Origin of the sequence: Shewanella cyperi (assembly GCF_017354985.1) — a bacterium.
Taxonomy (GTDB): Bacteria; Pseudomonadota; Gammaproteobacteria; order Enterobacterales; family Shewanellaceae; genus Shewanella; species Shewanella cyperi.
Genome location: NZ_CP071501.1, coordinates 1,912,690 through 1,938,140, shown reverse-complemented (window position 1 = coordinate 1,938,140; position 25,451 = coordinate 1,912,690). Strand labels below are relative to the sequence as shown.

The 25,451-nt window shown below is 59.0% G+C and carries 21 protein-coding genes and 1 riboswitch; of the genes, 7 read left to right on the top strand and 14 right to left on the bottom strand.

The features are described 5' to 3' along the window. The first annotated feature begins 1 nt into the window (after nucleotide 1). The 3 genes from JYB84_RS08345 to JYB84_RS08335 all read left to right on the top strand — a co-directional run bounded on the left by JYB84_RS08345 (nucleotide 2) and on the right by JYB84_RS08335 (nucleotide 3,662). Entirely contained in the window at nucleotides 2-958 is a 957-nt protein-coding gene (locus JYB84_RS08345) for an alpha-L-glutamate ligase-like protein (protein ID WP_207322939.1), read from the top strand. Next, nucleotides 921-2,597 carry a M3 family metallopeptidase gene (locus JYB84_RS08340; RefSeq protein WP_207322938.1) on the top strand — a complete coding sequence of 559 codons (1,677 nt, stop codon included), beginning with the start codon at nucleotides 921-923 and terminating at the stop codon, nucleotides 2,595-2,597. Before JYB84_RS08345 ends, JYB84_RS08340 begins: the two co-directional genes overlap by 38 nt. 126 nt (nucleotides 2,598-2,723) lie before the next feature. Continuing rightward, nucleotides 2,724-3,662 (top strand): LysR family transcriptional regulator, encoded by a 939-nt coding sequence (locus JYB84_RS08335; protein WP_207322937.1) that lies wholly within the window; start codon nucleotides 2,724-2,726, stop codon nucleotides 3,660-3,662. Between the two features lie 14 nt (nucleotides 3,663-3,676). Here JYB84_RS08335 and JYB84_RS08330 read toward each other — a convergent pair whose 3' ends face one another. From JYB84_RS08330 to JYB84_RS08290, 9 genes are all read right to left on the bottom strand, one after another. Continuing rightward, nucleotides 3,677-4,993, bottom strand: coding sequence for a putative metalloprotease CJM1_0395 family protein (locus JYB84_RS08330; protein ID WP_207322936.1), 1,317 nt, complete (start codon nucleotides 4,991-4,993; stop codon nucleotides 3,677-3,679). Nucleotides 4,994-4,998: 5 nt separating this feature from the next. Beyond that, on the bottom strand, nucleotides 4,999-5,250 hold the full coding sequence (locus JYB84_RS08325; RefSeq protein ID WP_207322935.1) for a chemotaxis protein: 252 nt from the start codon (nucleotides 5,248-5,250) through the stop codon (nucleotides 4,999-5,001). A 101-nt stretch (nucleotides 5,251-5,351) separates the two neighbouring features. Then, nucleotides 5,352-6,545, bottom strand: coding sequence for a 2-iminoacetate synthase ThiH (gene thiH / locus JYB84_RS08320; RefSeq protein WP_228290920.1), 1,194 nt, complete (start codon nucleotides 6,543-6,545; stop codon nucleotides 5,352-5,354). Beyond that, nucleotides 6,542-7,309, bottom strand: coding sequence for a thiazole synthase (locus JYB84_RS08315; protein WP_207322934.1), 768 nt, complete (start codon nucleotides 7,307-7,309; stop codon nucleotides 6,542-6,544). Before JYB84_RS08315 ends, thiH begins: the two co-directional genes overlap by 4 nt. A 1-nt stretch (nucleotide 7,310) precedes the next feature. Then, the gene (gene thiS / locus JYB84_RS08310; protein ID WP_207322933.1) at nucleotides 7,311-7,514 is read right to left on the bottom strand and encodes a sulfur carrier protein ThiS; all 204 of its coding nucleotides are present in this window, start codon (nucleotides 7,512-7,514) and stop codon (nucleotides 7,311-7,313) included. Next, nucleotides 7,495-8,307 (bottom strand): HesA/MoeB/ThiF family protein, encoded by an 813-nt coding sequence (locus JYB84_RS08305; protein WP_207322932.1) that lies wholly within the window; start codon nucleotides 8,305-8,307, stop codon nucleotides 7,495-7,497. The genes thiS and JYB84_RS08305 overlap by 20 nt, the downstream gene beginning before the upstream one ends. Further along, the gene (locus JYB84_RS08300) at nucleotides 8,294-9,877 is read right to left on the bottom strand and encodes a bifunctional hydroxymethylpyrimidine kinase/phosphomethylpyrimidine kinase (RefSeq protein WP_207322931.1); all 1,584 of its coding nucleotides are present in this window, start codon (nucleotides 9,875-9,877) and stop codon (nucleotides 8,294-8,296) included. The genes JYB84_RS08305 and JYB84_RS08300 overlap by 14 nt, the downstream gene beginning before the upstream one ends. 1 nt (nucleotide 9,878) lies before the next feature. Continuing rightward, on the bottom strand, nucleotides 9,879-11,873 hold the full coding sequence (thiC, locus tag JYB84_RS08295) for a phosphomethylpyrimidine synthase ThiC (protein ID WP_207322930.1): 1,995 nt from the start codon (nucleotides 11,871-11,873) through the stop codon (nucleotides 9,879-9,881). Between the two features lie 124 nt (nucleotides 11,874-11,997). Further along, nucleotides 11,998-12,096, bottom strand: a riboswitch (TPP riboswitch). Nucleotides 12,097-12,248: 152 nt separating this feature from the next. Beyond that, entirely contained in the window at nucleotides 12,249-13,385 is a 1,137-nt protein-coding gene (locus tag JYB84_RS08290) for a hypothetical protein (RefSeq protein ID WP_207322929.1), read from the bottom strand. A 553-nt stretch (nucleotides 13,386-13,938) separates the two neighbouring features. Here JYB84_RS08290 and trhA point away from each other — a divergent pair. Beyond that, nucleotides 13,939-14,598: a PAQR family membrane homeostasis protein TrhA gene (trhA, locus tag JYB84_RS08285; protein ID WP_207322928.1), complete on the top strand. Its 660-nt coding sequence runs from the start codon at nucleotides 13,939-13,941 to the stop codon at nucleotides 14,596-14,598. Between the two features lie 17 nt (nucleotides 14,599-14,615). Here the strand turns inward: trhA and JYB84_RS08280 are convergent, their stop codons facing one another. The 4 genes from JYB84_RS08280 to imuA all read right to left on the bottom strand — a co-directional run bounded on the left by JYB84_RS08280 (nucleotide 14,616) and on the right by imuA (nucleotide 20,591). Continuing rightward, the gene (locus JYB84_RS08280; protein ID WP_207322927.1) at nucleotides 14,616-15,110 is read right to left on the bottom strand and encodes a DTW domain-containing protein; all 495 of its coding nucleotides are present in this window, start codon (nucleotides 15,108-15,110) and stop codon (nucleotides 14,616-14,618) included. Nucleotides 15,111-15,205: 95 nt separating this feature from the next. Then, nucleotides 15,206-18,304: an error-prone DNA polymerase gene (locus JYB84_RS08275; protein ID WP_207322926.1), complete on the bottom strand. Its 3,099-nt coding sequence runs from the start codon at nucleotides 18,302-18,304 to the stop codon at nucleotides 15,206-15,208. After that, nucleotides 18,304-19,905: a Y-family DNA polymerase gene (locus JYB84_RS08270; protein WP_207322925.1), complete on the bottom strand. Its 1,602-nt coding sequence runs from the start codon at nucleotides 19,903-19,905 to the stop codon at nucleotides 18,304-18,306. Before JYB84_RS08270 ends, JYB84_RS08275 begins: the two co-directional genes overlap by 1 nt. Continuing rightward, the gene (imuA, locus tag JYB84_RS08265) at nucleotides 19,905-20,591 is read right to left on the bottom strand and encodes a translesion DNA synthesis-associated protein ImuA (RefSeq protein WP_207322924.1); all 687 of its coding nucleotides are present in this window, start codon (nucleotides 20,589-20,591) and stop codon (nucleotides 19,905-19,907) included. The genes JYB84_RS08270 and imuA overlap by 1 nt, the downstream gene beginning before the upstream one ends. Before the next feature lie 139 nt (nucleotides 20,592-20,730). On the opposite strand from imuA, the gene JYB84_RS08260 reads away from it, so the two are divergent. Further along, entirely contained in the window at nucleotides 20,731-21,087 is a 357-nt protein-coding gene (locus JYB84_RS08260; RefSeq protein ID WP_228290951.1) for an MGMT family protein, read from the top strand. A 13-nt stretch (nucleotides 21,088-21,100) separates the two neighbouring features. Further along, entirely contained in the window at nucleotides 21,101-21,868 is a 768-nt protein-coding gene (locus JYB84_RS08255; protein WP_228289721.1) for a DUF3108 domain-containing protein, read from the top strand. 20 nt (nucleotides 21,869-21,888) lie between these two features. On the opposite strand, the gene JYB84_RS08250 is transcribed toward JYB84_RS08255, so the two are convergent. Further along, nucleotides 21,889-22,677: a class II glutamine amidotransferase gene (locus JYB84_RS08250; protein WP_207322923.1), complete on the bottom strand. Its 789-nt coding sequence runs from the start codon at nucleotides 22,675-22,677 to the stop codon at nucleotides 21,889-21,891. 242 nt (nucleotides 22,678-22,919) lie between these two features. Here JYB84_RS08250 and fadE point away from each other — a divergent pair, with 242 nt between their 5' ends. Then, on the top strand, nucleotides 22,920-25,367 hold the full coding sequence (fadE, locus tag JYB84_RS08245; protein WP_207322922.1) for an acyl-CoA dehydrogenase FadE: 2,448 nt from the start codon (nucleotides 22,920-22,922) through the stop codon (nucleotides 25,365-25,367). Nucleotides 25,368-25,451: the final 84 nt, after the last annotated feature.

Sequence of the window (25,451 nt, the reverse complement as noted above, 5' to 3'; positions counted from 1 at the left end):
GATGAACTTTGCCTGGCCCTGGGAACTGCGCCGCGCCGGTGTGCTGAACATGAACAAGCGCAATATCGACTACATAGGGCGCTATAACCCCCGTAAGTTTTACAAGCGGGTGGATGACAAACTCATGACCAAGCAATTGGCACTGGCCAACGATATGGCCGTGCCGGCACTGATTGGCGTGGTACGTGAGCAGCACGAAATCAGCGAAATCCCGGAAATGGTCGATGGCCTTGGGGGCTTTGTGATCAAACCCGCCAAGGGCTCAGGTGGCAAGGGCATACTGGTGATCACCAAGGTGGAACAGGGGCGCTATTTCAAACCCAGCGGCGCCGAGATCACTCCGTCCGACATCGACAGACACGTCTCCAATATTCTCAGCGGTCTGTTTTCCCTGGGTGGCAAGCCGGACGTGGCGTTGGTGGAAGGGCTTATCGAGTTTGATCCCGTGTTCGAAGGCTACAGCTATGAAGGCGTACCGGACATACGTCTGATCGTCTTCAAGGGCTTCCCCGTGATGGGCATGTTGCGCCTGTCAACCGCCGCCTCAGATGGCAAGGCCAACCTGCACCAGGGCGCCGTCGGTGTCGGTCTGGATATCGCCACCGGCAAGGGCCTGCGGGCGGTGCAATTCAATCAGCCAATAGAACGCCATCCGGACACGGATCATATACTGACCGACATTCAGGTGCCCCACTGGGATGTGTTGCTGCAAACTGCCGCCAGTGCCTATGAAATGTGCGAACTGGGCTATTTGGGTACCGATATGGTGCTCGATTCCCGCCGCGGCCCCCTGTTGCTTGAGCTCAATGCCCGTCCCGGGCTGTCGATTCAAATTGCCAATGGTCAGGGCATACTGCCACGCCTCAAACACATAGAATCCCTTGGCAATTGCCGCATGTCAGTGGACGACAGGGTTAGTTATGCGAAACAGCATTTCAGCACTGCTGCTCGGCCTTAGTTTGCCGCTGGCCCAAGCAGCGGCCAATGAGTCAACGCTGGGGTTGGATCCCGTCGCCCTGTTGAGTCAGCAATGTTTAACCATCAGTTTGTCACTGCCGGATCTGACAGACCAGGACAGTGAACAACTGGCAGCCACCTGGGAGCGCACCACCCTGGGTATGCACAACGTACTGGATCAGGTGGAGTTTTACCGGCAACAACCTTTGGCCGCCGAAGGCCATCAGGCGTTGCTTGGCTGTCAGCTGCATCTTGCCGATGAATTTGCAAAACTGACCGGCACCGCAGCCTTTTCTCATTTGCTCCACGGGCTCGGCGATACCAGCCCGTCCTCCGCCCTGGCCAGGCGCTTGCAGGCCATAGCCCCGCTGGCGCCCATGCCGGAGGACGACAAGGTTCGCTTGCACCTGGCCGAGGCCGGATTCCGGCAAGCGCTGGCCCGTCAGGATTACCAGCTGGAAATTAGCGATCAGGCATGTCAGCTCCCCGAGACCAACGACGAAATCTCCCCCTCCATAGACAAGCGCATGGCAAGGTACCTGCTGAAGCAGACCAATGAACAATGCCGCTATCAGGCCTGGTCTGCTTATCAGGAAAGGCACAATACCCTGGCCGCCATGGCGCTTACCGAAATCAAGGCATTGCGACAGCGGGAGGCCCGGCGTCTGGGCTATTCTGACTACGCCAGCCTGAGTTTGGCACGCAGCTATTTGAAACAGCCCGCTGTCGCCATGGCATTTCTTACCGGTCTTGGGGACACCCCACAGCCCGCTCCCTGGAATATCGCCAGAGATCTTGCCGCCAGTCAGTCCACCAAGGCCGAGCCCGTTCCCCTGGAACGTGAACTGGACAGCATAGGCAAAGTGCTTGGCCAGCTTGGGATCCGCACCGAGTGGCTGCAGGGGCACGTTATCCGCTTTTGGCATGGCCCGCGGCTGCTGGGGGATCTCTTTTGGCGGGAGGAAAATACAATCCGCTTCGCGCCGCTGCGCATACCGGTTGTGGGTCACCAATTTGCCCAGGGTCAGCTGACGGCACCGGCCGCTATTGCGGGTTACAGCAAGAAAGCGGCCTTGATAAGGGCCATTGCCGAGTGCCTGGAATTGTTCGCCGCCGGCGGCAAACATTACCTGCTTAATCGCGGTGGTGAAGAAAGCGATCTTGCCCGCTTGCCAAGTGCCTGGTTAACAGCCTGGCTACTCCGGGAACAGGGGGATGGGCCGGACGAGCGGGATCAGTTGGCCACCAATTACCAGCGCGCACTCCACCGTTTTCGCGCCATTGAGGCGCTGTCGTTTTATGGCAGCGACGAGGACAGCGCACCTACCCAAACCTCTCTGCTGAATCCCTTTGATAGCCGCAAACCGCTGCCGGCGACGTTCGCTCACCAGTTTACCGGTCTTATCAGCGAGGGCCCGGCCTACTATGACAGGCTGCTGACCGACAGTTTGGCCACTTACCTGCTTGAATACTGTCTGCTGTCCCCCGAAGCGACCTTTGCGGAACTGGCCGCCAATGAACAGCAGCGGACATTGCCTGAGCGCCTGTCGAGCCTGCTGGGTGGGGACGTATCCCCCAAGGCGCTGGTCAGCAGATTAATAGCCGGCACGGATAAACAACCGATTACTGTGGCCAGGTAATGTTTGCCGGGCAGCAACAGTCCCCCGGTCTCAGGTTAAAATCAATTGCCTTGACGAAAGAATCACGCCAGAATCTGGCCAGATCTTTGCAAAAAATCGAATGAAGTTGCACACAAGGCACATGCTATGTCACGAGCAAAATCCACTCTGGAGCAATGGCGTATTCTGCAGGCGGTCGTCGATCACGGGGGCTATGCCCAGGCCGCCGAGGCACTCAACAAGAGCCAATCCTCCCTTAACCATGCGGTCGCCAAACTGCAGCACCAGCTTGGTATCGAACTTCTGGAAGTGCGCGGCCGCAAGGCCCATCTGACGCCACAGGGGGAAGTGTTGCTCAGGCGCTCCCGCCATTTGACCCAGATGGTGGGAGAGCTGGAACAGCTGGCAGGAAATCTTGAGCAGGGCTGGGAACCCAGCCTGACCGTGGGCCGGGAACTCATTTACCCCATGGAGCACCTGGTCTGTGCCCTAGCCCGTTTTCTGCCCCTTTGCCGTGGCACCCGGGTGACTGTGCTTGATTCGGTGATCACCGGCACCCACGAACTTATCCAGGAGAACAAGGTCGACATCGCCATATGCGGTGGTCAGCCGCCAAAGGGCTATCTGGCCGAGCCACTTTGCGAAATAGAGATGATACTGCTGTGCTCTCCGCAGCACCCGCTGGCCTCTTTGCCAGCCCCTCTGGACGACAAGGAGCTGGCCCGCCACCTGCAATTGGTTATCAAGGATACGGCGCTCAAGAGCCCCAAGGAACTTGGCTGGCTGAAGGCCGAGCAGCGCTGGACCCTGTCGAACTTTCACGAAGCCTTGGCCATCCTTAAGCGCGGCATGGGGTTCTGTTGGTTGCCGCTGCATTTGGTGGAACAGGAATTGGAAATGGGCGAATTGGTGCGATTGCAATTACAGGGCAGCAGCGCCAGACGGGTTCCCTTGTCTCTGGTGATCCCCAATCGTGACCGTCAGGGACCGGCTGCCAGACTGTTGGAACAATTGATCCTTGAGCGGCATGGCAAGGGGCAGGAAACGGTTGAGACCGAACAGACAAGGGATGAAACCAATGATTAAGCGGTGCAGGCTAATCAGACGCTAACGCCCAATCCCTGTCTTGAAGGCACCCGTTCATCCAGGCCGAAGGCCCGGCCAAAGAGATCTTCATCCCGTACCAAGGTGCCAAGTTCACCCTGCAGTGGCTGCGCCGGGTTACCCTGGCCCATTTGCTGGGTATTGCGATAGGCCAAAATCGCTTTGGGCGGGCTGAGATTGATACTGCTGTTCGCGGCCGCTGTTACTGCGGCATTATCGGAACTGCGCTCCTCAAACAAAGGGCCCCTTTCATTGGCCACTTTGGCCATTATGGTATCGATGAGTTCCGAGGCAGGATTGGTGTCCCGTGCAGACGATACCAGTTCACCTTCGGCATCCACGCTGCGACCACCGAGACTCGGCTTGACGGGTTCCAATTCCGGCTGTTCTTCAATGTCGCTCTTGGCATCATACAGCGGCTTCAATTGCTCCGGTGCCGGCGCGGCTTCCAGCCTTGCATCCCTCAGTTCACGCTTGGCAACTTCAATATTACGCAGCGCCTCAGCGGCCACCTGCAGATCCGCCGCAGAGGGATTGACCGGCGCCATGGCGGCGGCATACACCTGCTGCATCTTGTTGATGGTGGCCTGGGGATTACCGTTCACCGGGGCTATGTCTATCGACACTTCGCCATCCACGGCATAGCGTTTGCCGTCGGGCCCCTTCTCAAAGGTCAGATTGGGACTGCGGGCAAATTGGCCCCCCACGGAGGCATGGGCCTGCTCGTGTGTGCGGACTTCAGCATCTCGGGCCTCAAGTTGCTCAATTTCCTGCTGCTCTCGCGCAAGTTTGGCTTGCTCCTTCGCCGCCGCAGCGGACTTTACAGGATCGGCTTCGGCTTCATCGGCAAAAACAGCGGCCGTTTCGTCTTCTGATTGTGATGTCTGGGCCGGTGTTGATCGCTGAAACGGATCGACAACCGCCCTTTCCGCAGGTTCTGCACCATCACCGCTACCCTGCCCGCCAAAAACGGGGGCAAAAGGCTTAACAGCGTTTCCGTTGTCGGCAACGCTGTTATCTGTGTCCCCTTCTTTGGCTGCCTGGCGGCTGAGAATAGCCGCCGCCGATTGGGGACCAAAATTCATGCTGTACTGATTGGTTTGCGGTTTTCCGAATGTCTGCTGAGTGACGGTTTTTTCGGAAACGGTTGCCGTGGGCGCTGCGGTTGGCGCAGGCTTGCTTATGTGCTTGGGAATGACCGCAGGGGTGTTTGATTGGGTTGCTGCAGCTCCACCTTGCCGCACGGTTGTCGACGGCAAGGGGGTTGCGGCGAATGACGCCGAGCCAGGGATGTTCAGCGCCAATGGTTCCATGGGAATTACACGCTGATATCGATTATGGTTCCCAGGGTCTCATCGGCCCTGTCAATCACTTCAGCGGAAGCTTCGGCCTGAGTGACGGCCTGGGTGGCCTGGATCAGCGCCTCTGTCTTGTCCACCGGTGGCGATTGCAACGCCGCCTGTTCGGCAGGTACTTCGGGCCTGGCCACGTCGACCGTAGCCTGGGCCAGACTGTTTTGGGCACTGTTAAAACCGTTAATGCCGGAAGCGATCGCGGATGGGATCTGCATACAGCACCTCCTCGCAGAGTCTGGGTGGTTCGGGAAAAAGTCTGGGTTAATTATTAACCAGAACCGCCATCAAGACCAGCAAAATAAGCGCATCTGTGGGTTTATCCCGCTATCCAACTTCTTTCCCAATCCTTGAATACCGGATTAAGCCCCCTGAGCTGCAACTCTGCCACCACCAGATCCACGGTCCGTTCATCGCTTATCTCAAACTGGTCGAGCTGTGATTGGGGCGCAGCATAGCCCCCCGGCGAGGTGGCACTGCCGGCGCTGACCTGGGTCACGCCAAGGGAAAACAAGTTATCCCTGAGCTCAGGACTTTCACGGGTCGACAGGCTGATATCCAGTGACTCACTGAACAGGCGAAAGGCACAGATGAGCTGCACCAGGCCGCGATCGCTCAGTTCCACCTTGGGCGGTACACCGCCGACACAGGGCCTGAGTCTCGGCAGGGAAATACTGTAACGGCTGCGCCAATGGCGCCGCTCCAGATAGTGCAGATGATGGCCCATCACCAGCGCATCCAGGCGCCAGTCATCGAGCCCCAGCAAGACGCCAAGACCAATCTTATCGACCCCGGCCCGGGCCAGTCTGTCCGGGGTATCCAGGCGCCAGTTAAAGTCCGACTTGCGACCGCGGGTGTGGTGGGCGGCATAGGTGCGGCGCTGATAGGTTTCCTGGTAGACCATCACGGCATCAAGCCCCAGAGACACCAACTCGCGGTATTCGCCCTCCGCCAGCGGTTGCACCTCCATGGCCAGGTGTGAGAATTGCTGCTTGACCGAGGGCAAAATTCGGCGGAAATAGTCCATACCGACCTTGGTCTCATGCTCGCCGGACACCAGCAGCACAGAGTCAAAGCCCCTGCCCTTGATAATGGCCATCTCCCGCGCTAATTCCTCATCATTGAGGGTCTTGCGTTTGATCCTGTTGCCCATGGTAAAGCCGCAGTAATCGCACTCGTTGGCACAGAGGTTTGACAAATACAGCGGCAAATACAGGCCAATGTTGGCGCCAAAGCGTTTGCGGGTGGCGGCAACACTCAGCTGTGCCATGGTTTCCAGATAAGGCCCGGCGGCCGGTGACAGCAGCGCCATCAGGCTCTCAAGCCGCTCTGGCTGCCTGAGCGCCCGCTCCACATCGGCCTCAGTGGCCGAATAGATCCCAAGCCTCAGCCTGTCCGTATCAAGCGCATCAAAGTGGCTGGAAAACCCGGGTTGCTCGGGGCGGTACTCATTCAATCGGACTTTGCCGATCTGCGTCTCAGCGACCACTATCCCGCTGGCGAGTTGCATCATTCGACTCCCAGAAATGCGGTCAGGGGGCTGGTGTGGCTGGCCTGAACGCCCCGGGCGCCTAGACCCGCCAAATAGGCCTCACGGCCACACTCCACCGCCCGTGCAAAGGCCGCCGCCATACGCACTGGATCGGCGCTGGAGGCAATGGCGGTATTGACCAGCACGGCGTCGGCGCCAAGCTCCATCGCCTCACAGGCCTGGGACGGCGAACCTATGCCGGCATCCACCACCACAGGAATGTTGGCCTGCTCTATGATGATCTTTAAAAACGCCCTGCTCTCCAGCCCCTGATTGGAGCCTATGGGGCTCGCCAGCGGCATGACGGCGGCGCAGCCAATCTCCTCCAGGCGTCGGCACAGCACAGGATCGGCGTGGACATAGGGCAAGACCGCAAAGCCCTGGGACACCAGCTCCTTTGCCGCCTCGAAGGTTTCCATGGGATCGGGCATCAGATATCGGGGATCCGGGTGGATCTCCAGTTTCAGCCAGTGAGTACCCAGCAGTTCCCGCGCCAGGTTCGCTGCGAGTATCGCTTCCTTGGCGTTGCGTGCACCTGAGGTGTTGGGCAACAATTTCACGCCCCGCTCCAGCAGCGGCTGCAAAATGTCATCGCGGCCCTGGCTGAGATCGATGCGCTTGAGCGCCAGGGTCACCAGCTCGGTGCCGCTGGCGGCTATGGCCTGTTGCATCAGCGCCGAAGAGGCAAATTTGCCGGTACCGCTAAACAATCTTGATGAAAATTGCTGATTGGCAATGGTCAGCATCTCAACCTCCCGCCACGGCGGCAAAGCAATCAAGGCGGTCGGCCTCGGCAAGATGCAGGTGCGTCCAGCGATGCCTTGGCACCACAGTACCGTTCAGCACCAGGGCCACCTGCTGGGGCCGGATTGCTTGATGCTCTAGAAAGGCATCCAGGCTGAGTCCCGCAGGCAACTGCAACGACTCGCCGTTAAACTGAATGGTCAACATGGTTCTTTCTCCCTTGGGGGATAACTTGTGAGTCTGGGGTTTTAGAAGTACCAAGCCTTAAGGCGCAAATGGGACACAGGGGATCCGGTTCCAGCCTGGCCTCATGCCAACTGAGGCTTAGGCCATTGAAACGCAGCAGACGCCCGGCAGCGTAGTCCATCCCCAGCAACAACTGCAGCGCCAGCAGCGCCTGCATCGAGGCCATCACAGCCACTGCGGGCCCCAGCACGCCCTGGGCGGCGCAATTGCCGGCGCTTTGGGTATCTTCCGGATACAGGCACTGGTAACAGGGTCCTTCACCGGGTGTAACAAGGAGCAGTTGCCCTTCAAAGCCGCTGATGGCGGCGCTGATAAGGGGCAGATTCAAACGCTGGCAACTTGCGTTAACCCTGTGGCGGGTCGCAAAGTTGTCGCAGCAATCGAGCACCAAATCATTACCAGCAAGTGCAGAATCGACGTTTTCCGCAGTGATGGCACCGGCGGCGCTGAGCGTGCCCCCCGGGTACTGGTGAGCGAGCCTGGCGGCCAGCACCTGCGCTTTCCCTTGGCCCAGATCCCTGTCGTCATAGGCCAACTGCCTCGGCAGGTTGGACAGTTCAACCGTATCGCCATCAAACAGGCTTATGTGGCCAATTCCGGCGGCGGCCAACTGATGGGCCACAGAGCAGCCCAAACCGCCACAGCCCACTATGGCGATGCGACTTTGCCCCAGACGCACTTGCCCCGCCTCGCCGCATTCCGGCAGCAATATCTGCCGCGAATAGCGGATAAAATCCCGGTCAGAAAGTCCCATGGCCGTCCTCCCACAAAGCGGTCAGCTCCGCAAGGGCTTCATCCGGTGCACCGTGGGCACAGATGGCCCGCACCACGGCGGCGCTGTTGACGCCGGTGGCGCGGATATCCACCAGGTTATGCTTGTCTATTCCGCCAATGGCCACGGTCGGCAGCCTTGGGGCAAAGGTGGCCACATAACGCCTCAGCCGTTCAAGGCCCTGGGGTTTGGAGGGCATGGTCTTGGTGGGGGTTGGAAAAATATGCCCAAGGGCCAGGTAGCTCGGCTGATTAGCCAGTGCCAGCAGGGCCTCGAAGTAGCCGTGGCTGGATAGGCCGAGGGCCAGCCCCGCCTCGGCAAGCCTGCCCAAGGGCGCCCCGGCCAAATCTTCCTGGCCCAAATGGACCCCGAAGGCGCCGTGCTCCAGGGCGAGCTGCCAGTGATCGTTGATAAAGAGTTGCGCACCATATTCACGTCCCAACTCAATGGCTCGAATAACGGCCAGCTCCGCCTCTGACCCCGGGGTGGCAGCCTGTTTGAGCCTGAACTGAATTGTCTTCACCCCCGCCTTCAACAGTACTTTTAGCTGCTCAATATCGGCCACCACGGGATAGATCCCAAGATTGGCCTCAAGCGTGGCAAAGGGCACTTCGTTTACCGTTTGCCCTTTGGGGGCTCCATCGATTGCCAAAGGCGAAATGGCCGGGAAATCTTCCAGGGACTCAGGCCAACCCGGACGACCCAAGGGCCCGGGGCCTGCGCCTGATCTGTAACCCAGCGCCAATGCGTGGTTGATATAGGCCTTGGCCAGCACCAGGGCATCGGGCACCACATAGCCCTGGGCCAAAAAGGCCGCAGCCGCGCTCGCCAGGGTGCAGCCGCTGCCGTGATTGTTATCGGTCTGTACCCTTGGGTTGGTGAGCCTGAAGCCCATGTTGCTGTGCAGCGGCGAGCAGTCATTGAGCTCGCCCAGCAACATCAGATCTTCGGCCTCGGTGGCCAATCGCCCATGAAGGGAAAGATCGCCACCCTTGGCAAACAGGCTGCCCCCGATCCTTGCCTTGAGCGTTGTGGCCGCCTGGTGCCAATCGACCTCATTTTGAAGTTTTTCCTTGCCCGTCATCTGCGCCAGTTCGGCCACATTGGGGGTGATGATGGTGGCAAGCTCGAACAAGGGACTGAAATCGAGCCGACCACTGCCCTGTTGCAATGTATCGCCGCAGCTGGCCACCATCACGGGGTCGAGCACCAAGGCTACCTGGGGCACATGGGTAGCCAACCAATCCGCTAGCAAGTTGAGCTGGGCCTGATTTGCCAACAGACCAATCTTGATGGCAGCGGGCGGCATGTCGGCAAGCAAGGTTTCCAGCTGGGCCAGCAACATGGCATCGGATACCGGCTCCACCAGGGTCACGGCCACCGAACTTTGGGCGGTCAGCGCCGTGATTATTGTGCAGCAGTGGCAACCCAGGGCATTGATGGTCGCCAGATCCGCCTGAATACCGGCGCCACCGCCGCTGTCGGAACCGGCTATGGTCCAAACTATCGGTTTCTTAAAGGCCTCGGGAATGGATTTGGCTTTGGCTTCCATGCTATTCCCCTGAAATGGGCTCAAGCACCCCATCCACATGATGCTCGCTGTACAGGGCACCACCGGCATCACGGAAGGCACCGGACATTTTCGCCATGCCGTCCCGGGCAATGCTGCTCTGCACAGCTATGGCCTGCACTTCGATGGCCTGTGATGCAGTTCCAGCCGTCTTGGCTGCTTCCAAGCCGGCGGCGTAGTCACGCACGTCCTGGGTGATCTTCATCGAACAAAACTTGGGACCGCACATGGAGCAGAAATGGGCCACCTTGGCCGACTCCTGGGGCAAAGATTCATCGTGATAGGCACGGGCCGTGTCGGGATCCAGCCCCAGGTTGTACTGATCTTCCCAGCGGAACTCAAATCGGGCCTTCGACAGGGCATTGTCCCGCAACTGGGCGCTTGGATGGCCCTTGGCCACATCCGCGGCGTGGGCGGCAATCTTATAGGCGATTAGGCCCTGTTTGACGTCTTCCTTGTTCGGTAACCCGAGATGTTCCTTCGGCGTCACGTAGCAAAGCATGGCGCAACCGTACCAGGCTATCATCGCCGCCCCTATGCCGGAGGTGAAATGATCGTAGCCCGGGGCTATGTCTGTGGTCTGGGGACCCAGGGTATAAAACGGCGCTTCGGCGCAGTGCTCAAGCTGCTTGTCCATGTTCTCCTTGATGAGCTGCATGGGGATATGGCCGGGACCTTCAATGATTGTCTGCACATCGTATTCCCAGGCGATTTTCACCAGTTCCCCCAAGGTTTCCAGCTCAGCAAACTGGGCCTCGTCATTGGCATCGGCGATTGAACCGGGACGCATTCCGTCACCGAGAGACAGGGAGACGTCGTAGGCGGCGCAAAGCTCACAGATGTCGCGGAAATGGGTGTAGAGGAAGTTTTCCTTGTGGTGACTCAGGCACCACTTGGCCATGATGGAGCCGCCGCGGGACACTATGCCTGTCACCCGCTTGGCCGTCATGGGCACGTAACGCAGCAGCACACCGGCGTGAATGGTAAAGTAATCCACCCCCTGCTCCGCCTGCTCAATCAGGGTGTCACGGAACACTTCCCAGCTGAGATCCTCGGCTATGCCGTTTACCTTCTCCAGCGCCTGGTAGATGGGCACTGTGCCTATCGGCACCGGCGAGTTGCGCACTATCCATTCGCGGGTCTCGTGGATGTAGCGACCGGTGGACAAGTCCATCACAGTATCTGCGCCCCAGCGGGTGGCCCATACCAGTTTTTCCACCTCTTCCTCGATGGATGAGGTCACCGCCGAGTTGCCTATGTTGGCATTGACCTTCACCAGGAAATTACGGCCGATGATCATCGGCTCTGCCTCGGGGTGGTTGATATTGGCGGGGATGATGGCGCGGCCGCGGGCCACTTCGTCACGGACAAATTCAGGGGTGATAGGCTGGCCCACCAGAGCACCGAAGGCTTCACCGGGTTTGCGTCGCGTGAGTTGTTCATCCCACCCATCGCCGCTTGTGTCAGCGGCCCGGGCCAGGTTTTCCCGAATGGCTATGTATTCCATTTCGGGGGTGATGATCCCCGCTCTGGCATAATGCAGCTGGGTCACCCTCTTGCCGGCCTTGGCGCGGCGCGGTTTGAGCAGCGCATCGAAGCGCAGGTGATCCAGTCCCTCATCGGCAAGGCGTTGCTGGGTGAATTGGGAGCTGACACCTTCAAGGACCTCGGTATCATCCCGTTCCAGGATCCAGGGGCTGCGCAGTGCAGCCAGTCCCCTACGGACATTGATGTTGGCGGCCGGATCGCTGTAGGCGCCGGCACAATCATAAACCCGGATTGCCGGGTTGGGCTCCAAACGAATGCTGCCATCTGCGGCGGCAATGCGGGTATCAGTCTGGTGGATCTGCCGCATGCCAACCCGGATATCGGCACGGGAGCCCTGCAGGTAGATTTTTTCTGAATTGGGATGGGCCAGCGGCTTGAGGTTTTCAATAAAAGCCTGGGCGGCGGCACGGGTTTCACGACGGTTTGACATAAGCAAGCTCACTCTTTTGAAAGATGAATTTGCTTGTCGGGGAACAGAGAGAAGTTGAGTCAGCGTCGGGAAAAATCCACGGCCATTGCGCCCGTTGGCTTTATCCCAATGATCCCCCATTGCAGGGGGATCCCAGCTTGTTTCCTTCGCAGGTCTTAACCCGATCAGGTTCAACGGATCCCGAATTAACGGTCTCAGCCCTAAGGCACTCCGACAAGTGGCCGCAGTATAACCATGGGCGCAATTAAAACACAAGGGGGTTTATGCGCCGCCAAAAATCATAAACCAATCTAATTTTTAGAGCCTTTATCGCATTGTATTTTATAGCAATAAACAAATCATTTAATGCAATATGAATGTTGCAATCTAATTGTTTCACCTGTTTATTTTCCGCCCCATGCGCTCCAGATGGCGATTGATGCCTTCCTTGATGGCCTGTTTTACCTTGTCTCCACCACAGTTAAAGGGGAAGCCGGGATTTTCCGCATGGGGATTCAGCGGCGTTGGCACCTTCACTATCCGATAGCAGGTATCCCCTTTCTTGATAATGCGATTGGGATCGAGTCTGTGATCCAGGGTACTGGGTTTATAAATGTCATCGGCATTGGGCACCTCCAGCACCTCCATGTCAGGCAACATCTCGGACATACCGCCGGGAGTGGTCTTTCGGTCTGCATACTCCTGCCCCGATGCCGTCAACGCCTGGGTATTTTGTTTGGCAATGAAGCGACTGGCGGAGGTGGAAAAGTCCAGCTTTGGCTGGGCATCCACGGGCGTTCGGGCAAATTGATTCTGCGCTGCCGCTTGCCCTGCTTGCTTGTCCTGCTCCGCTTCCGGCAATGGCTCTTGCTCCTGCACCAGCCCCTCTACCTGAGTCACTATTTGGGCTGCCTTTTTAGTCTCCAGCTTTGGCTTGGGATTGGGCTTGGGCTCAGTCTCAACCTCAGGCTTGGCATCGGCTTGAATGGGTTCAACTGGTGCTTCGTTCGGCAATGGCGCCGAAGGTTCAGGCGGCAATTCAGCAATGACTGGCGCAGGCGGCGCAACATACAAATAGGATTTCAGGGGTGGGGGCTTTGGCTGTTGCTTTGATAGGGATTGGGGTATTTGCCAGTTGAGTGTGGACAGCAGAGCCACAATGCCAAGGTGCAGCAGCAGCGCCAAGGCGGAAAAGGCCAGCAATTGGCCTTTGCCAAAAATCTTTAGCGCCGGCTTTGCCTCCCCAGGCCCTTGCACTTCAGCCTCTTGCTGCAAGTCGGGCAATGCGTGCTCTGGATGTAAAGGCACCGGATGTAAGGGCTCTGGCTCATCGCCCCCAATAGCCATGGGCAGCAAAGTGACATTCAAGCCCGCGGGATTGAGGATTGGTCCATCATCGCTTGCAAAGGCGATATGCCGGTTTGAACCGGGCGATAGCCGATCCGCTGGCAGATGCTCAGGCAGCAGGACGGTGTCAGCCTCTATTTCTGCCTCTATGTCGTCCTTGATTAATCCAAACACGCTTGTCCGCATAATAACGTCTTTCCCGAATTTCCCCAGGCCACAGCGCTGAGCCACACATTCATAGGCCGTGCATTGAACTGCTTGCGTTGACAGCCAATGGCTTTAAAGCCAATTGCTTTAAACGCATTGCACTGAAGGCCAACTGTCAGCAGGAGCTGTGAGGCTATTCGGGGTTCCTTGTCCTTTTTCCTTGAGTCTGGTGTTCGAGTCAACTTAAGCAGAAAAGTTCAGCCGCTATGGGGCGGTCACATTTTTACCCACAAAATCAGTTTGTTTGGGAAGCGAATGGGAAACCATAGCGCAGCCGTCCTGCATCCCGAATAGAAAGTGCAAGGCACTCGTCCGAGTTATCAACCAATGGCAAAACCAGCCATTTGCCTCAGACAAGACACAGCCCAAATTTAAGCGTACACTTGTAAGCTTAATTCTTGCCCCGCGGCGCCGTCGGTGTTAGATTCATTGCTCTATTTTTACCGTGTGGCTTTTTTTACTGTGTAACTTTGCTGCCAGGTTTGTTAGCCCAAAGGCATCGCCAGCCCATAGACATTCCATAAGGATCATCATGACACCAACCAAGGCCCAGGCCGCCTATTCACCCAGGGAAGAGTTGGCCAATAGCCTGAGCCATGGCCTTGGGGTACTGGCCGCTCTTGCGGCCACGGCGCTGATGCTGCTGCGGGGCTCGTCCGTGCTCAGCACTGCCCAATTGCTGGGTGTGTTTATCTATGGTCTGAGCATGGTGCTGCTGTTTGCCTGTTCCACCGCTTATCACTCGGTTAAGGATCCCGCGCGTAAACAGAAACTTAAATTGTTGGATCACTGCGCCATCTATCTGCTGATCGCCGGCACCTACACCCCGCTGATGATGATAAGCCTGGCCAAGGCCAACGCCGACTGGGTGTTGCTGGCCATCTGGTTGCTGGCCCTGGGAGGGATAGGATTCAAGGTGCTGTTTCTGCACAGATTCAAGGCCATCAGTCTGCTGTTGTACCTGGCGATGGGCTGGCTGTGCATGACTGTGCTGGATGAGCTGATTGCCGGGCTTTCCCCGCTGGGATTCCAGCTGTTGCTCAGTGGCGGCTTATTTTACAGCCTGGGGGTCATCTTCTATGCGGTTAAACGCATTCCCTTCAATCACGCCATCTGGCACCTGTTTGTGCTGCTGGGGGCCCTGAGCCACTTCCTGTGCATCTATCTGACGGTGCTGCCCACCGCCGTCTGACCGCCCTGCTTTACGCTTTACTGGCTCTTTACTGGCTCTTTACTGGGTTGGCCCTGCATCTTTAACTGCCACAGTTCGAACTGATCCATCAAGATCAGGGCTTGCTGCTGCCGACCGCTGGCCTGCCACAGGGCGGCGATGCACTCGGCGGTACAGAGGCCATCTTCCCTTTGATTGCGCCTCAGTCTGAATCTTGACGGCGGCAGCTGGCTTAAGCTGACCCGTGGCAACACTTGCAGCCAGGGGCTCTGGCGCAGCATCTTGTGGGCCTCCTGCCAGGTGCCATCGAGAATGATCACCTGATCCGTCTCGCGCAATTCATCGGCTGCAATCCTGGGTTCATCGGCGTCGGCCGGATACAGCAGATAGGTGCCTGACGTTGGCAACACCAAGGGCTGACGCCGCTGCCACAGCAGGCGGCGACACAACTGCGGAAACAACTGCAGCGCCAGTTGCGCACTGTTGTCGCTGCGCCCCAGCTCCCGCTCATGGGTCAGCAAGAGTATCTCCATTTGCTCCTCTTTGGCTCCGCTATTGAAAGGGCTCCGTCATTGAATGGGATCAGCCGTTGAATGGTCGCAGCCAGGGTATTGGGGCCCGCCTGCGGCTAATGAAAGTCCCGGGATGTTACCAGCAAATCGGCCATCAGGGCGGAAATATCTTCCAGGCGCCCGGCAATCACATGGGTCACCCCATCGGCGTGTTCCACCACCCCATCTACCTTCAAAATTGTTGATGTCAAATAAGGTTTTCTCTGGGCCCTGGCGGTACCCATCCAGACCACCAGATTAATATTGCCCGTCTCATCCTCCAAGGTAATAAAGGTGACTCCCGATGCAGTGCCGGGCCTTTGCCTTCCGGTCACCAAACCGGCCACCCGCACCACCTGGCCGTGACGGCAGTTTGCAAGCGCTTTTGCAGTCAAACATTTTGATAACAGATTGCGCTCGCGCAGCAGTAATATGGGGTGGCGTCCCAGGCTCAGACCCTTGCTGTCATAGTCGGCCCGTAAACAGTGCACCTCATCGGGCGCCCGCAGCTGCACCCGGGTATCCCGTGACAAAGGCTCATCGAACAGCGGCAACGACGCCTGGCGGGCAGCCAGTTGCCAGCGGGCCTGGTATCTGTGCCCCGCCAGCGCCTTGAAGGCATCGGCTGCCGCCAGGGCCTCCAGCTCGCGGCGCCCAAGCAGGGGTTCAAGCTGCGACAACTGCTCAAATCCGGCCGCAGGGCGCTTATCAAGCACGGCTGCCATGGCTCGGCGGCTCAAGCCCTTGACCATGCGAAAGCCGAGGCGGATGGCAAAACCAGATGCAATCGGCGTTAAATCGTTATCCCACTGGCTGTGATTGATGCACACATCCAGCACTGTCACCCCATGGCGCCGTGCGTCCTGCAGCAGTTGCGACGGGCTGTAAAAGCCCATGGGGTGGCTGTTGAGCAAGGCGCAGCAAAAGGCCGCCGGAAAATGGTGCTTGAGATAGGCAGACACATAGGCCAGCAGCGCGAAGCTGGCGGAATGGGACTCGGGGAAACCGTATTCGCCAAAGCCGCGTATTTGGCGGAAGATCTGCCGGGCAAAGTCCTCGCTGTAGCCCCGCGACTGCATGCCCTTCAGCAGCTGGTGTTCGAACAGTTCCAGCTTGCCGCTCTGCTTCCAACTGGCCATGGCACGGCGCAGCTGATCCGCCTCACCACCGGAAAAACCGGCCGCCACCATGGCCAGTTTGATCACCTGCTCCTGAAATATCGGCACCCCCAGGGTGCGGCTCAGCACCTCACGCACCGCCTCGCTGGGATAGGACACGGGCTCCAATCCCTTGCGCCGCCGCAGGTAGGGATGCACCATATCCCCCTGGATGGGCCCGGGTCTGACTATGGCTATCTGGATCACCAGATCGTAATAGCAGGCAGGCCGCAGCCGCGGCAGCATGGACATCTGCGCCCGCGATTCCACCTGAAACACCCCTATGCTGTCACCACGGCTCAGCATCTCATACACCTCGGGCTGCTCCGGGACTATGCTGCCCATACCAAAGGGCCCAACGTGGCGCCTGAGCAAGGCAAAACACTTGCCTATGGCTGTCAGCATGCCGAGCGCCAGCACATCCACCTTGAGCAATCCCAGGCTTTCGAGATCGTCCTTGTCCCACTGGATCACCGTTCTGTCCGCCATGGCGGCGTTTTCCACCGCCACCAGCTCGCACAGGGGACCGGCGGAGATCACAAAGCCGCCCACATGCTGGGACAGGTGCCGGGGAAAGCCCAGCAGCTGGGACACCAAACCCGGCAACAGGGCCTCGGGCCCCTGCCCCGGCAACTGGGCTTGCAGCTGCTGTTGCCAGGGGTTAGCGGGATCGCGCCTGTCCACCGCCTTCACCAGCCGCGCCAGCAGTTCCCGGTCCAGCCCCAGGGCCTTGCCGACATCGGCCATGGCACTCTTGAAGCGGTAGCTGATCACGCTGGCGGCGAGGGCCGCCCGCTCGCGGCCGTACTTGCGATAAATGTACTGGATCACTTCTTCGCGGCGCTCATGTTCAAAGTCCACGTCTATGTCCGGCGGCTCCTGGCGTTCGCGGGAGATAAAGCGCTCAAACAACATATTGACCCGGGTCGGATCCACCTCGGTGATCCCCAGGCAATAGCAAACCACGGAATTGGCCGCCGAGCCCCGGCCCTGGTGCAGGATCCTGCGCCGCCTGGCAAAGCGCACCAGATCGTAAATGGTCAGGAAAAAATACTCATACCCCAGCTCAGCGATAAGGGTCAGCTCGTGTTGATACTGGCTGCGCACCGCCGCCGGCACCTTGAGGCCAAAGCGGCGCCTGGCGCCGCGGGCCACCTCCCGGGCCAGGTAAGCTGCGGCACTCATACCGGGGGGCACCAACTCGCCGGGATACTCATACTTCAGCTCGTCGAGACTGAAGTCACAGAGATCGGCCAACATCAGGCTGCGGGCCAGCCAGGGGGCGGGATAACGCCGAGCCAGCAGGGATAAGGGTTTGAGATAATGCTCACCGTTCTGACTCAGCAGCCCCTGGGCCTGATCGAGACTGGTGCCGTGACGGATGCAGGTCAGCACATCCAGCAGGGGCTGGCGTGCCAGGCAGTGCATGCGCACATCGCCGCCGGCCACACACTCGATGCCGCTGCGGGCCGCCAGGGTCTTGAGCGCCGTCAATGCCAGGCTATCTGCGGCGGCCAGGCTGTGCTCGGCCAGCAGCGACAGCCGCTCGCCAAATACCTCCTGCAGGCTTGCGGCCGTTTCCAACCAGGTGGCCGGCAGGGCCTCCCCGGCCTGCAGGCAATCCCGGGGCGGTCGCCACAGCAAGAGGCATTGGCTCAGGGCCTCGCCATCGGCGACAAAGTCCGTCAGGGCAATGTGGTATTCCCCCTTGGGTGCCCGGCGCCGGGCAAGGCTTATCAGGCGGCACAGCTGACCATAGCCCAGGCGGCTGGTGGCCAGCAGCACCAGCAGGCCCTCGGGCAGGCGAAAGTGGGCGCCAATGATGAGTTTGATATCGAGCCCCTTGGCGGCCTCATCTTTGGCGGCCTCATGGGCCTTGACCACCCCGGCCACAGAGCATTCGTCGGTCAGCGCCAGGGCGCGGTAGCCCAGGCGCGCCGCCTCGGCCACCAGCTCGGCAGGATGGGAGGCGCCGCGCTGGAAACTGTAGTTGGAAATGGCATGCAGCTCGGCGTACATCAAAACCACCCGTGCAGGTACAGGCCGAGATCGCCGTCGATCCGGCTGCGAAACACCCAGCACAGGCCACCATCCCGATGGCGGGCCAGGTAATAGTCACGCTGTTGTGGTTGCTGTTGCCACCAGGGGCTGCGAAAACGCTCGGGCCCCCGCAGCAATGTTATGTCGTCGGCGGCAATGGGGCTCGGCGCAGGCAAGAGCCAGGCCGGGCGACAGGCCAGTCTTTGTCTGGAACTGAGTCCGCCACCCTTGCAGGGTTCCCCGGCAGCGTGTGCCTGCCAGGCGGATTCCGGCAACAGGGCATCCCGGAAACTGAGGCGCTTCAGGCTCCGGGCCCCAAGCCTTGCCTCCAGCCGCGCCAGCAGGATCTCCTGCTGCTGCTCTTTGGCCATCAGCCCCTGGCTCTTGGTCAACTGGCGTCTGGGAACAAAGCGCCTGGCCGCCAGGGTCAGGGCCACCACGGGCTGACTCAGGCTGTGGCGTTCCAGTTGCAGCCGGCACAGACTCAGCAGCGCCTCGGCCTGATACTCGGCAAAGGGATAGCTCAGCTCCAGTTGCAAAGGGGCGGTGTCCGGATCCCGGTAATGCAGGCTCAGCGTCAGCTGTTGCAGCGCCAACTGCCGCTGGCGCAGGTACAGGGCCAGTTCGGTAAACATGCGCCCCAGCACAAACACCAGTCCCTGCAATTCACAGGCTTCGAACAGCAACTCCTGCTTGTGCCTGTAATGCTCCGGCAAGCGGTAATACTCCAGGGGCTGGGGCAGATCGCCCCGGATCCTGGCCAGCAGCCCGGGCAGCCCGGGGCCGAAGCGGATCCCAAGCTCGGCGGCGGGCAACGCCAGCAGCGTTTGCAGTTGCACTATGCCCATGCCGGCAAGACGCGCCAGGCTGTCATCGTCCAGCGGCAGCATCTCAACCGGCACGGATCCCAGCGCCCTTGTCAGCGCTTTTGCCTGCGCTGCGAAATCGTTTGGCGGCGCTTGTGCGGCATCGGCGGCGGTAAGGTATTTGGACTCCGGCGGCCACCAGCCCCCTCTGGAACCACTGCCGGAGCCACTGCCTGAGCCACTGCCTGAGCCACTGCCTGAGCCACTGTCAGCACCACTGCCAAAGCCGTATGCAGTCAAGGGGCAGTAACGGGCAAGCAACTGGGCCGACAGCGGCGTGGGCCCCAGCGCCAGGGACACGCTGAACCCCAGCGTCTCGAAGCGGCGGCGACAAGCCAACAGCAAGGGCGGGAGACCGCCGAAGATCTGCACCATGGACCCCACTTCCAGCAGCAGGCTGTCGGGGCAAAGGCCCTCCTGCCCCGGGGGCACCACCCGGGCACTGAAACTGTAGGCCTGGCGACAAAGAAATTCCCGCGCCTGCTGCGCCAGAGCCGCCGACCCGGGAAAGGCCTCCAGCGCCGGGGCCAGCAGGGCTGCGGTAGCCATGCTCTGACCCGGCGCTATACCGGCCGCGCGGGCGATATCACAGCGACTCACAATGCGGGCTTTGGCGGGGTCGTACAGCACCATGGCCCGGGATGAGTCCAGACCGTGGCGATAGCGCAGAAAGTCCAGCTGCCAATGAGGCAGGTACAGCGCCAGAAACAGCATCAGCCCCAGGGTCCCCGGATCAATTGGCCCACAGGTGCATTGGCGGGCAGCAGCCTGTCATGGAGCGCCAGGTTCAGTGACACCTCCCCAGCGCCGCCACGGCGCTTGAGCAGACGGAGCCGCACCTGCGCCCCTTCGCCGGGCTCCAGCGCCAGCTTGAGCGGCACCGGATGGGCCTCTTGCTGGGATGGCAGGCAGACTATGCCGAGACTCTGGCCTTTTTCACTGGCCAGTTGCAGACGCCTTGCCTCACTCAGACTCAGGTGCGTCAGCCAGGCGAGCACCAGCTGGCAGCCGCCACTACTCAGCGCCTGCTCCATGGCCCACAGCTGCTCCTTGCGATCCAGGCTATCGACCCAGTAAAGCCGCTCCATGGCTATGCCCTGCTGCAACAGGTATTGGGGGACGGGCAACAGCGGCGGCGCCACCAGCAGCATCAGGGCATCGCTTTGCCGGCTGAGCGTGGCCAGCAGAGGCGACAGCAACGCCAGTTCCCCGAGGCCGGGATGGGGACAGATGAGTTCGCACAACCCCTGCCGCGGCCAGCCGCGGTCAGGCAACAGGGCATCAAGGCTGTCAAAGCCGCTGCCATGGCCGGGCACCAGCGGCGCTATCTCTTGCCCAACCCAGATATCCTGGCGTGCCAACAGTGATGGCAAGGCATGCACTGACTGTCGCTCTCCCATATCGGCTCCCATCAATCAAGCACTGTATTTATATACAGTATAGATAAGCAGACATGAAACGCCAAGCCCCTTGCAGGACTAGGCAGCCGGGATGGCAGCCGCTACACTGCCGCCACAGGACAACAGCACGGGAACAGCCATGGACTCCTCTTTACCCACCCTGGGTATGAACGAAAAAATCTGGTTAATAGTGGCCATGATCCCCGAGGGCAAGGTCTGCAGTTATGGCCGGATCGCCGATTATGCCGGCCTGCCTGGCCGGGCCCGCCACGTTTCCAAGGCACTCAAGCTGGCGCCTTGCGCACTGGGGCTGCCATGGCATAGAGTCATTAATAGCCAGGGCAAAATCTCCTTTCCACTCGACACTGAGGGTTTCCGTGAGCAGCAGGAATTACTGCGGGCCGAGGGGGTGACAGTGAACCGGGGCAAGATTGCCTTGTCTGAGTATGAGTGGCGCCCGGATCTGGCGACTCTGGTCATGGCCATGCCTTTCTGACTCAAGGAGTTTTATGCGTACTACTTATATACGTACTTTTATGCGTGCATTGGTGTTTGCGCTGACCGCGCTGCTGAGCCTGGCACTTCCAGCAGCCTGGGCCCAAAGCCCACTGGCCCCCCAAAGTGCCGAGTACAAGGTATTTTACGGTGACATCGAACTGGGTCAGGCCAGATACATACTGCCGCCGCCCGATGGCAACTTCTACCAGTACCAATTCGATTCCAGCCTGAGCCTCTTGGTGCTGAGCGACATGCGCCATATCCGCAGCGAATTTACCCTGGAAGGCAACAATCTGACCCCGGTGCGCTTTATGCACCAGCGGGAAGGTACGGGACCGACTTTCAATGAGCAGGCCGCCTTTCTCAAGAACCAAGGTGTGGTACACAGCCGTTATAAGGATGAAAAAGCCAAACTGCCCTACGAGGGCGAACTGTACGATCCCATGACGGTGCAGTTGCAGCTGAGATTGGATCTCAGTGCCGGCAAGGAGCACATGCTGTATCGCCTGGTTAAGGACAATGAAATTGACGATTACGAGTTCAAACTGGTGGGCAAGGAGCAATTGATCCTGGCCAGTGGCAGCTATGACACGGTCAAACTGGAAGTGATTCGTAAAAGCAAAAAACGTCAGACCTTTATCTGGTTTGCCCCATCACTGGCCTATCTGCCAGTACGTCTGACCCACTTCGAAAAGGGCGACAAACAGCTGGACATCCAACTGCTGAGCCACCAGTTCAGCGACACGCCTCCCCAACTGGCCAATAGTCCCGCGTCCTGATCTTTGGCAGGCAGCGGGCATTAGCCCGGCTGCCCCTCACACAAAAGCTCACCCCTGGCAAACAACTTCCACTGCCCCGGTGTCATCAGCTGCCAGGCCTCGTTGTCGGTCAGCGGCCGGGTGGCAATGACGGTCACCACGTCTTTGGGGGTGGTTTCCTTGTCAAAATCTATGACCACGTCCGTGTCTATCAGCTTGGCCTTGCCAAAGGGGGCGCGGCGGGTGATGTGGCACAGGTTATTGCTGCAAAAACACAGCAGGTGCTCGCCATCGGTGAGGATCATATTAAAGACACCCAGGGTGCGGATCTGCTCAGCCAACGCCGCGGCATAACGAAACACCGACTGCATATCCTCGGGCGGGGTATCGCCAAAGCGCTTGACCAATTGCTCCAGCAACCAGCAAAACGCCAACTCACTGTCGGTATCGCCCACGGGTCGGAAGCGGCTGACGGGAAAATGTGGCAGATAATCACTCAACTGACCGTTATGGGCATAGGTCCAATAGCGACCCCACAGCTCGCGGCTGAAGGGGTGGGTATTTTCCAATGCCACCTCACCGCGGTTGGCCTGACGAATGTGGCTGATCACTACCTCGCTCTTGATGGGATAGGATTTGATCAGTCTGGCAATAAGGGACTGGCTGGAGGGATGGGCATCCTTAAAGGTGCGACTGCCCTTACCCTCGTAAAAAGTAATACCCCAACCGTCCACATGGGGACCGGTCACGCCGCCACGTTCGGCCAGGCCGGTAAAGCTGAAAACAATATCTGTGGGCACATTGGCGCTCATGGCCAGCAATTCACACATCTTTTCCAAAACCCTGTCAGCAAAAATGCAATTAACTGATTGTAACCCCTGGGCTTGTTTATCGGAAAGCCGTGACCCTCCAAAAAATTTAAACAATTGTTTGAAAATCACTTGTGTTCCCTTGCGCTTGGGTTTAATTTTACTGCAACACAGGTCTGACCACAGACTATAATTGTGATCAGAAGCGCGTTAATTTTTGCAGACCCGTGGTGGACACAGGTCGCGTTACAAGGAGAACTACAGTGATTACCCTACTCTGGATCATCGCGTTTATCGCGGTCTTGGGTGCCTGCGCTTACCTGCGGGTATCCCTGCTGACTGCCACCTTCGCGGCAGCCATAATGATGACCGCAGGCTGGACCCTGGATTTGGTTGGCACCACAGGCGGCATTATCTTCCTGGCCATCGCCCTGCCACTGAATATCAGCAGCATTCGCCAAAGCCTGTTTACCCGTCCCCTGCTTAAACTGTACCGCGGCATCATGCCGGAAATGTCTTCCACCGAAAAGGAAGCCATTGAAGCCGGTACCACCTGGTGGGAAGCGGATCTGTTCGCCGGTAACCCCAACTGGAAAAAGCTCCACAATTACCCTGTGGCCCGTCTGAGCGCCGAAGAGCAGGCCTTTATCGACGGTCCGGTCAACACTGTGTGCCGCATGGTCAATGAGCATCAGGTGTCCCATCAGCTGGCGGACTTGCCCCCCGAAGTGTGGCAATACCTGAAGGACAACGGCTTCTTCGCCATGATCATCAAGAAGAAATTCGGTGGCCTGGAATTCTCTGCCTATGCCCAATCCCGGGTTCTGCAAAAGCTGGCCGGCGTGTCCAGTGAGCTGGCCTCGACCGTGGGCGTACCCAACTCCCTCGGCCCCGGTGAGCTTCTGCAACACTACGGTACCAAGGAGCAACAGGATTACTACCTGCCACGCCTGGCCAAGGGTCAGGAAGTGCCCTGTTTTGCCCTGACCAGCCCGGAAGCGGGTTCCGATGCCGGTTCCATCCCCGATTACGGCGTGGTCTGCAAAGGCATGTGGAAAGGTGAAGAAGTGCTCGGCATGAAACTCACCTGGAACAAGCGCTACATCACCCTGGCCCCCATTGCCACTGTGCTGGGCCTGGCCTTTAAACTGCGTGACCCCGAGCGTCTGCTGGGCGGCGAGGAAGAGCTGGGTATCACCTGCGCCCTGATCCCCACCGACGTGGAAGGCGTGGAAACCGGCCGTCGCCACTTCCCGCTGAACTGTATGTTCCAAAACGGCCCCACCTTCGGCAAGGACGTATTCGTACCCTTAAGCTTTATCATTGGTGGTCCCAAGATGGCCGGCCAGGGTTGGCGCATGCTGGTTGAATGTCTGTCCGTGGGTCGTGGCATTACCCTGCCCTCCAACTCCGCCGGTGGCATCAAGACTGCCGCCCTGGCAACCGGTGCCTATGCCCGCATTCGTCGCCAGTTCAAGCTGCCCATCGGCAAGCTGGAAGGCATTGAAGAGCCCATGGCCCGTATCGGCGGTAACGCTTACCTGATGGATGCGGTAACAGCCCTGACCACTACGGGTATCGATCTGGGTGAAAAACCTTCGGTGATCTCCGCCATAGTTAAGTACCACCTGACCGATCGCATGCAGAAGTGTGTTATCGATGCCATGGATATCCACGGCGGCAAGGGCGTATGCCTTGGCCCCAACAACTATCTGGGCCGCGGTTATCAGGCAGCTCCCATTGCCATCACGGTGGAAGGTGCCAACATCCTGACCCGCTCAATGATCATCTATGGTCAGGGTGCCATCCGTTGCCATCCTTATGTACTGGCCGAGATGGAATCCGCCTTTGATACCGACGTGCGTCAGGGCCTGAACAAGTTCGACGCCGCCCTGTTCGGTCACATCGGCTTTACCATCAGCAACCTGGTGCGCAGCGTGTGGATGGGCCTGACCGGCAGCCGTTTCTCCAACGCGCCCTACGGTGACAAGACCAAGCGTTACTATCAGCACATGAACCGCTTCAGTGCCAACCTGGCCCTGCTGTCGGATCTGGCGATGGCGACCCTGGGCGGTAACCTCAAGCGTAAAGAGCGTATTTCTGCCCGTCTCGGCGATCTGCTAAGCCAGCTGTACCTGGCCTCTGCCACCCTTAAGCGTTACCAGGATGAAGGCCGTCAGAGCGACGATCTGCCACTGGTGCAATGGGCCGTGGAAGATGCGCTGCACAAGCTGCAATCATCACTGGATGAACTGCTGGACAACTTCCCTGCCGGTTTGGGTGGTGTTCTGCGGGTACTGCTGTTCCCCTTCGGCCGTCCGCTGAAGCGTCCAAGCGATGTGCTGGATCACAAGGTCGCCAAGATAATGCAGACCCCTTGCGCCAGCCGTGAACGTCTTGGCCAAGGTCAGTTCTGGGAAAACTGCGACAATAACCCTGTCGGTGTTCAGGAACAGACCTTCAAGGACATACTGGCCGCCGAGCCGCTGTACGAGAAAGTCTGCAAGGCCGCCGGCAAGCGTCTGCCCTTCATGTGGCTGGATAAGGTTGCAGCCGAAGGCAAGGCTCTGGGTGTGTTGAGCGATGCAGAAATCGCCCTGCTGGAAAAAGCCGAAATTGGTCGCCTCAAGTCCATCAACGTGGATGACTTTGCGCCCGAAGAGTTGATGGCCCAAACCCTGCCAGGCAAACGCCAGGAGCAGGCTGCTTGATCCCTACCCCAAATCAAGCCAAGCCCGATTGAAGTAAAAAGTTGAAGTGAAGAAAAAGCGGCGCCCCAGGGCGCCGCTTTTATA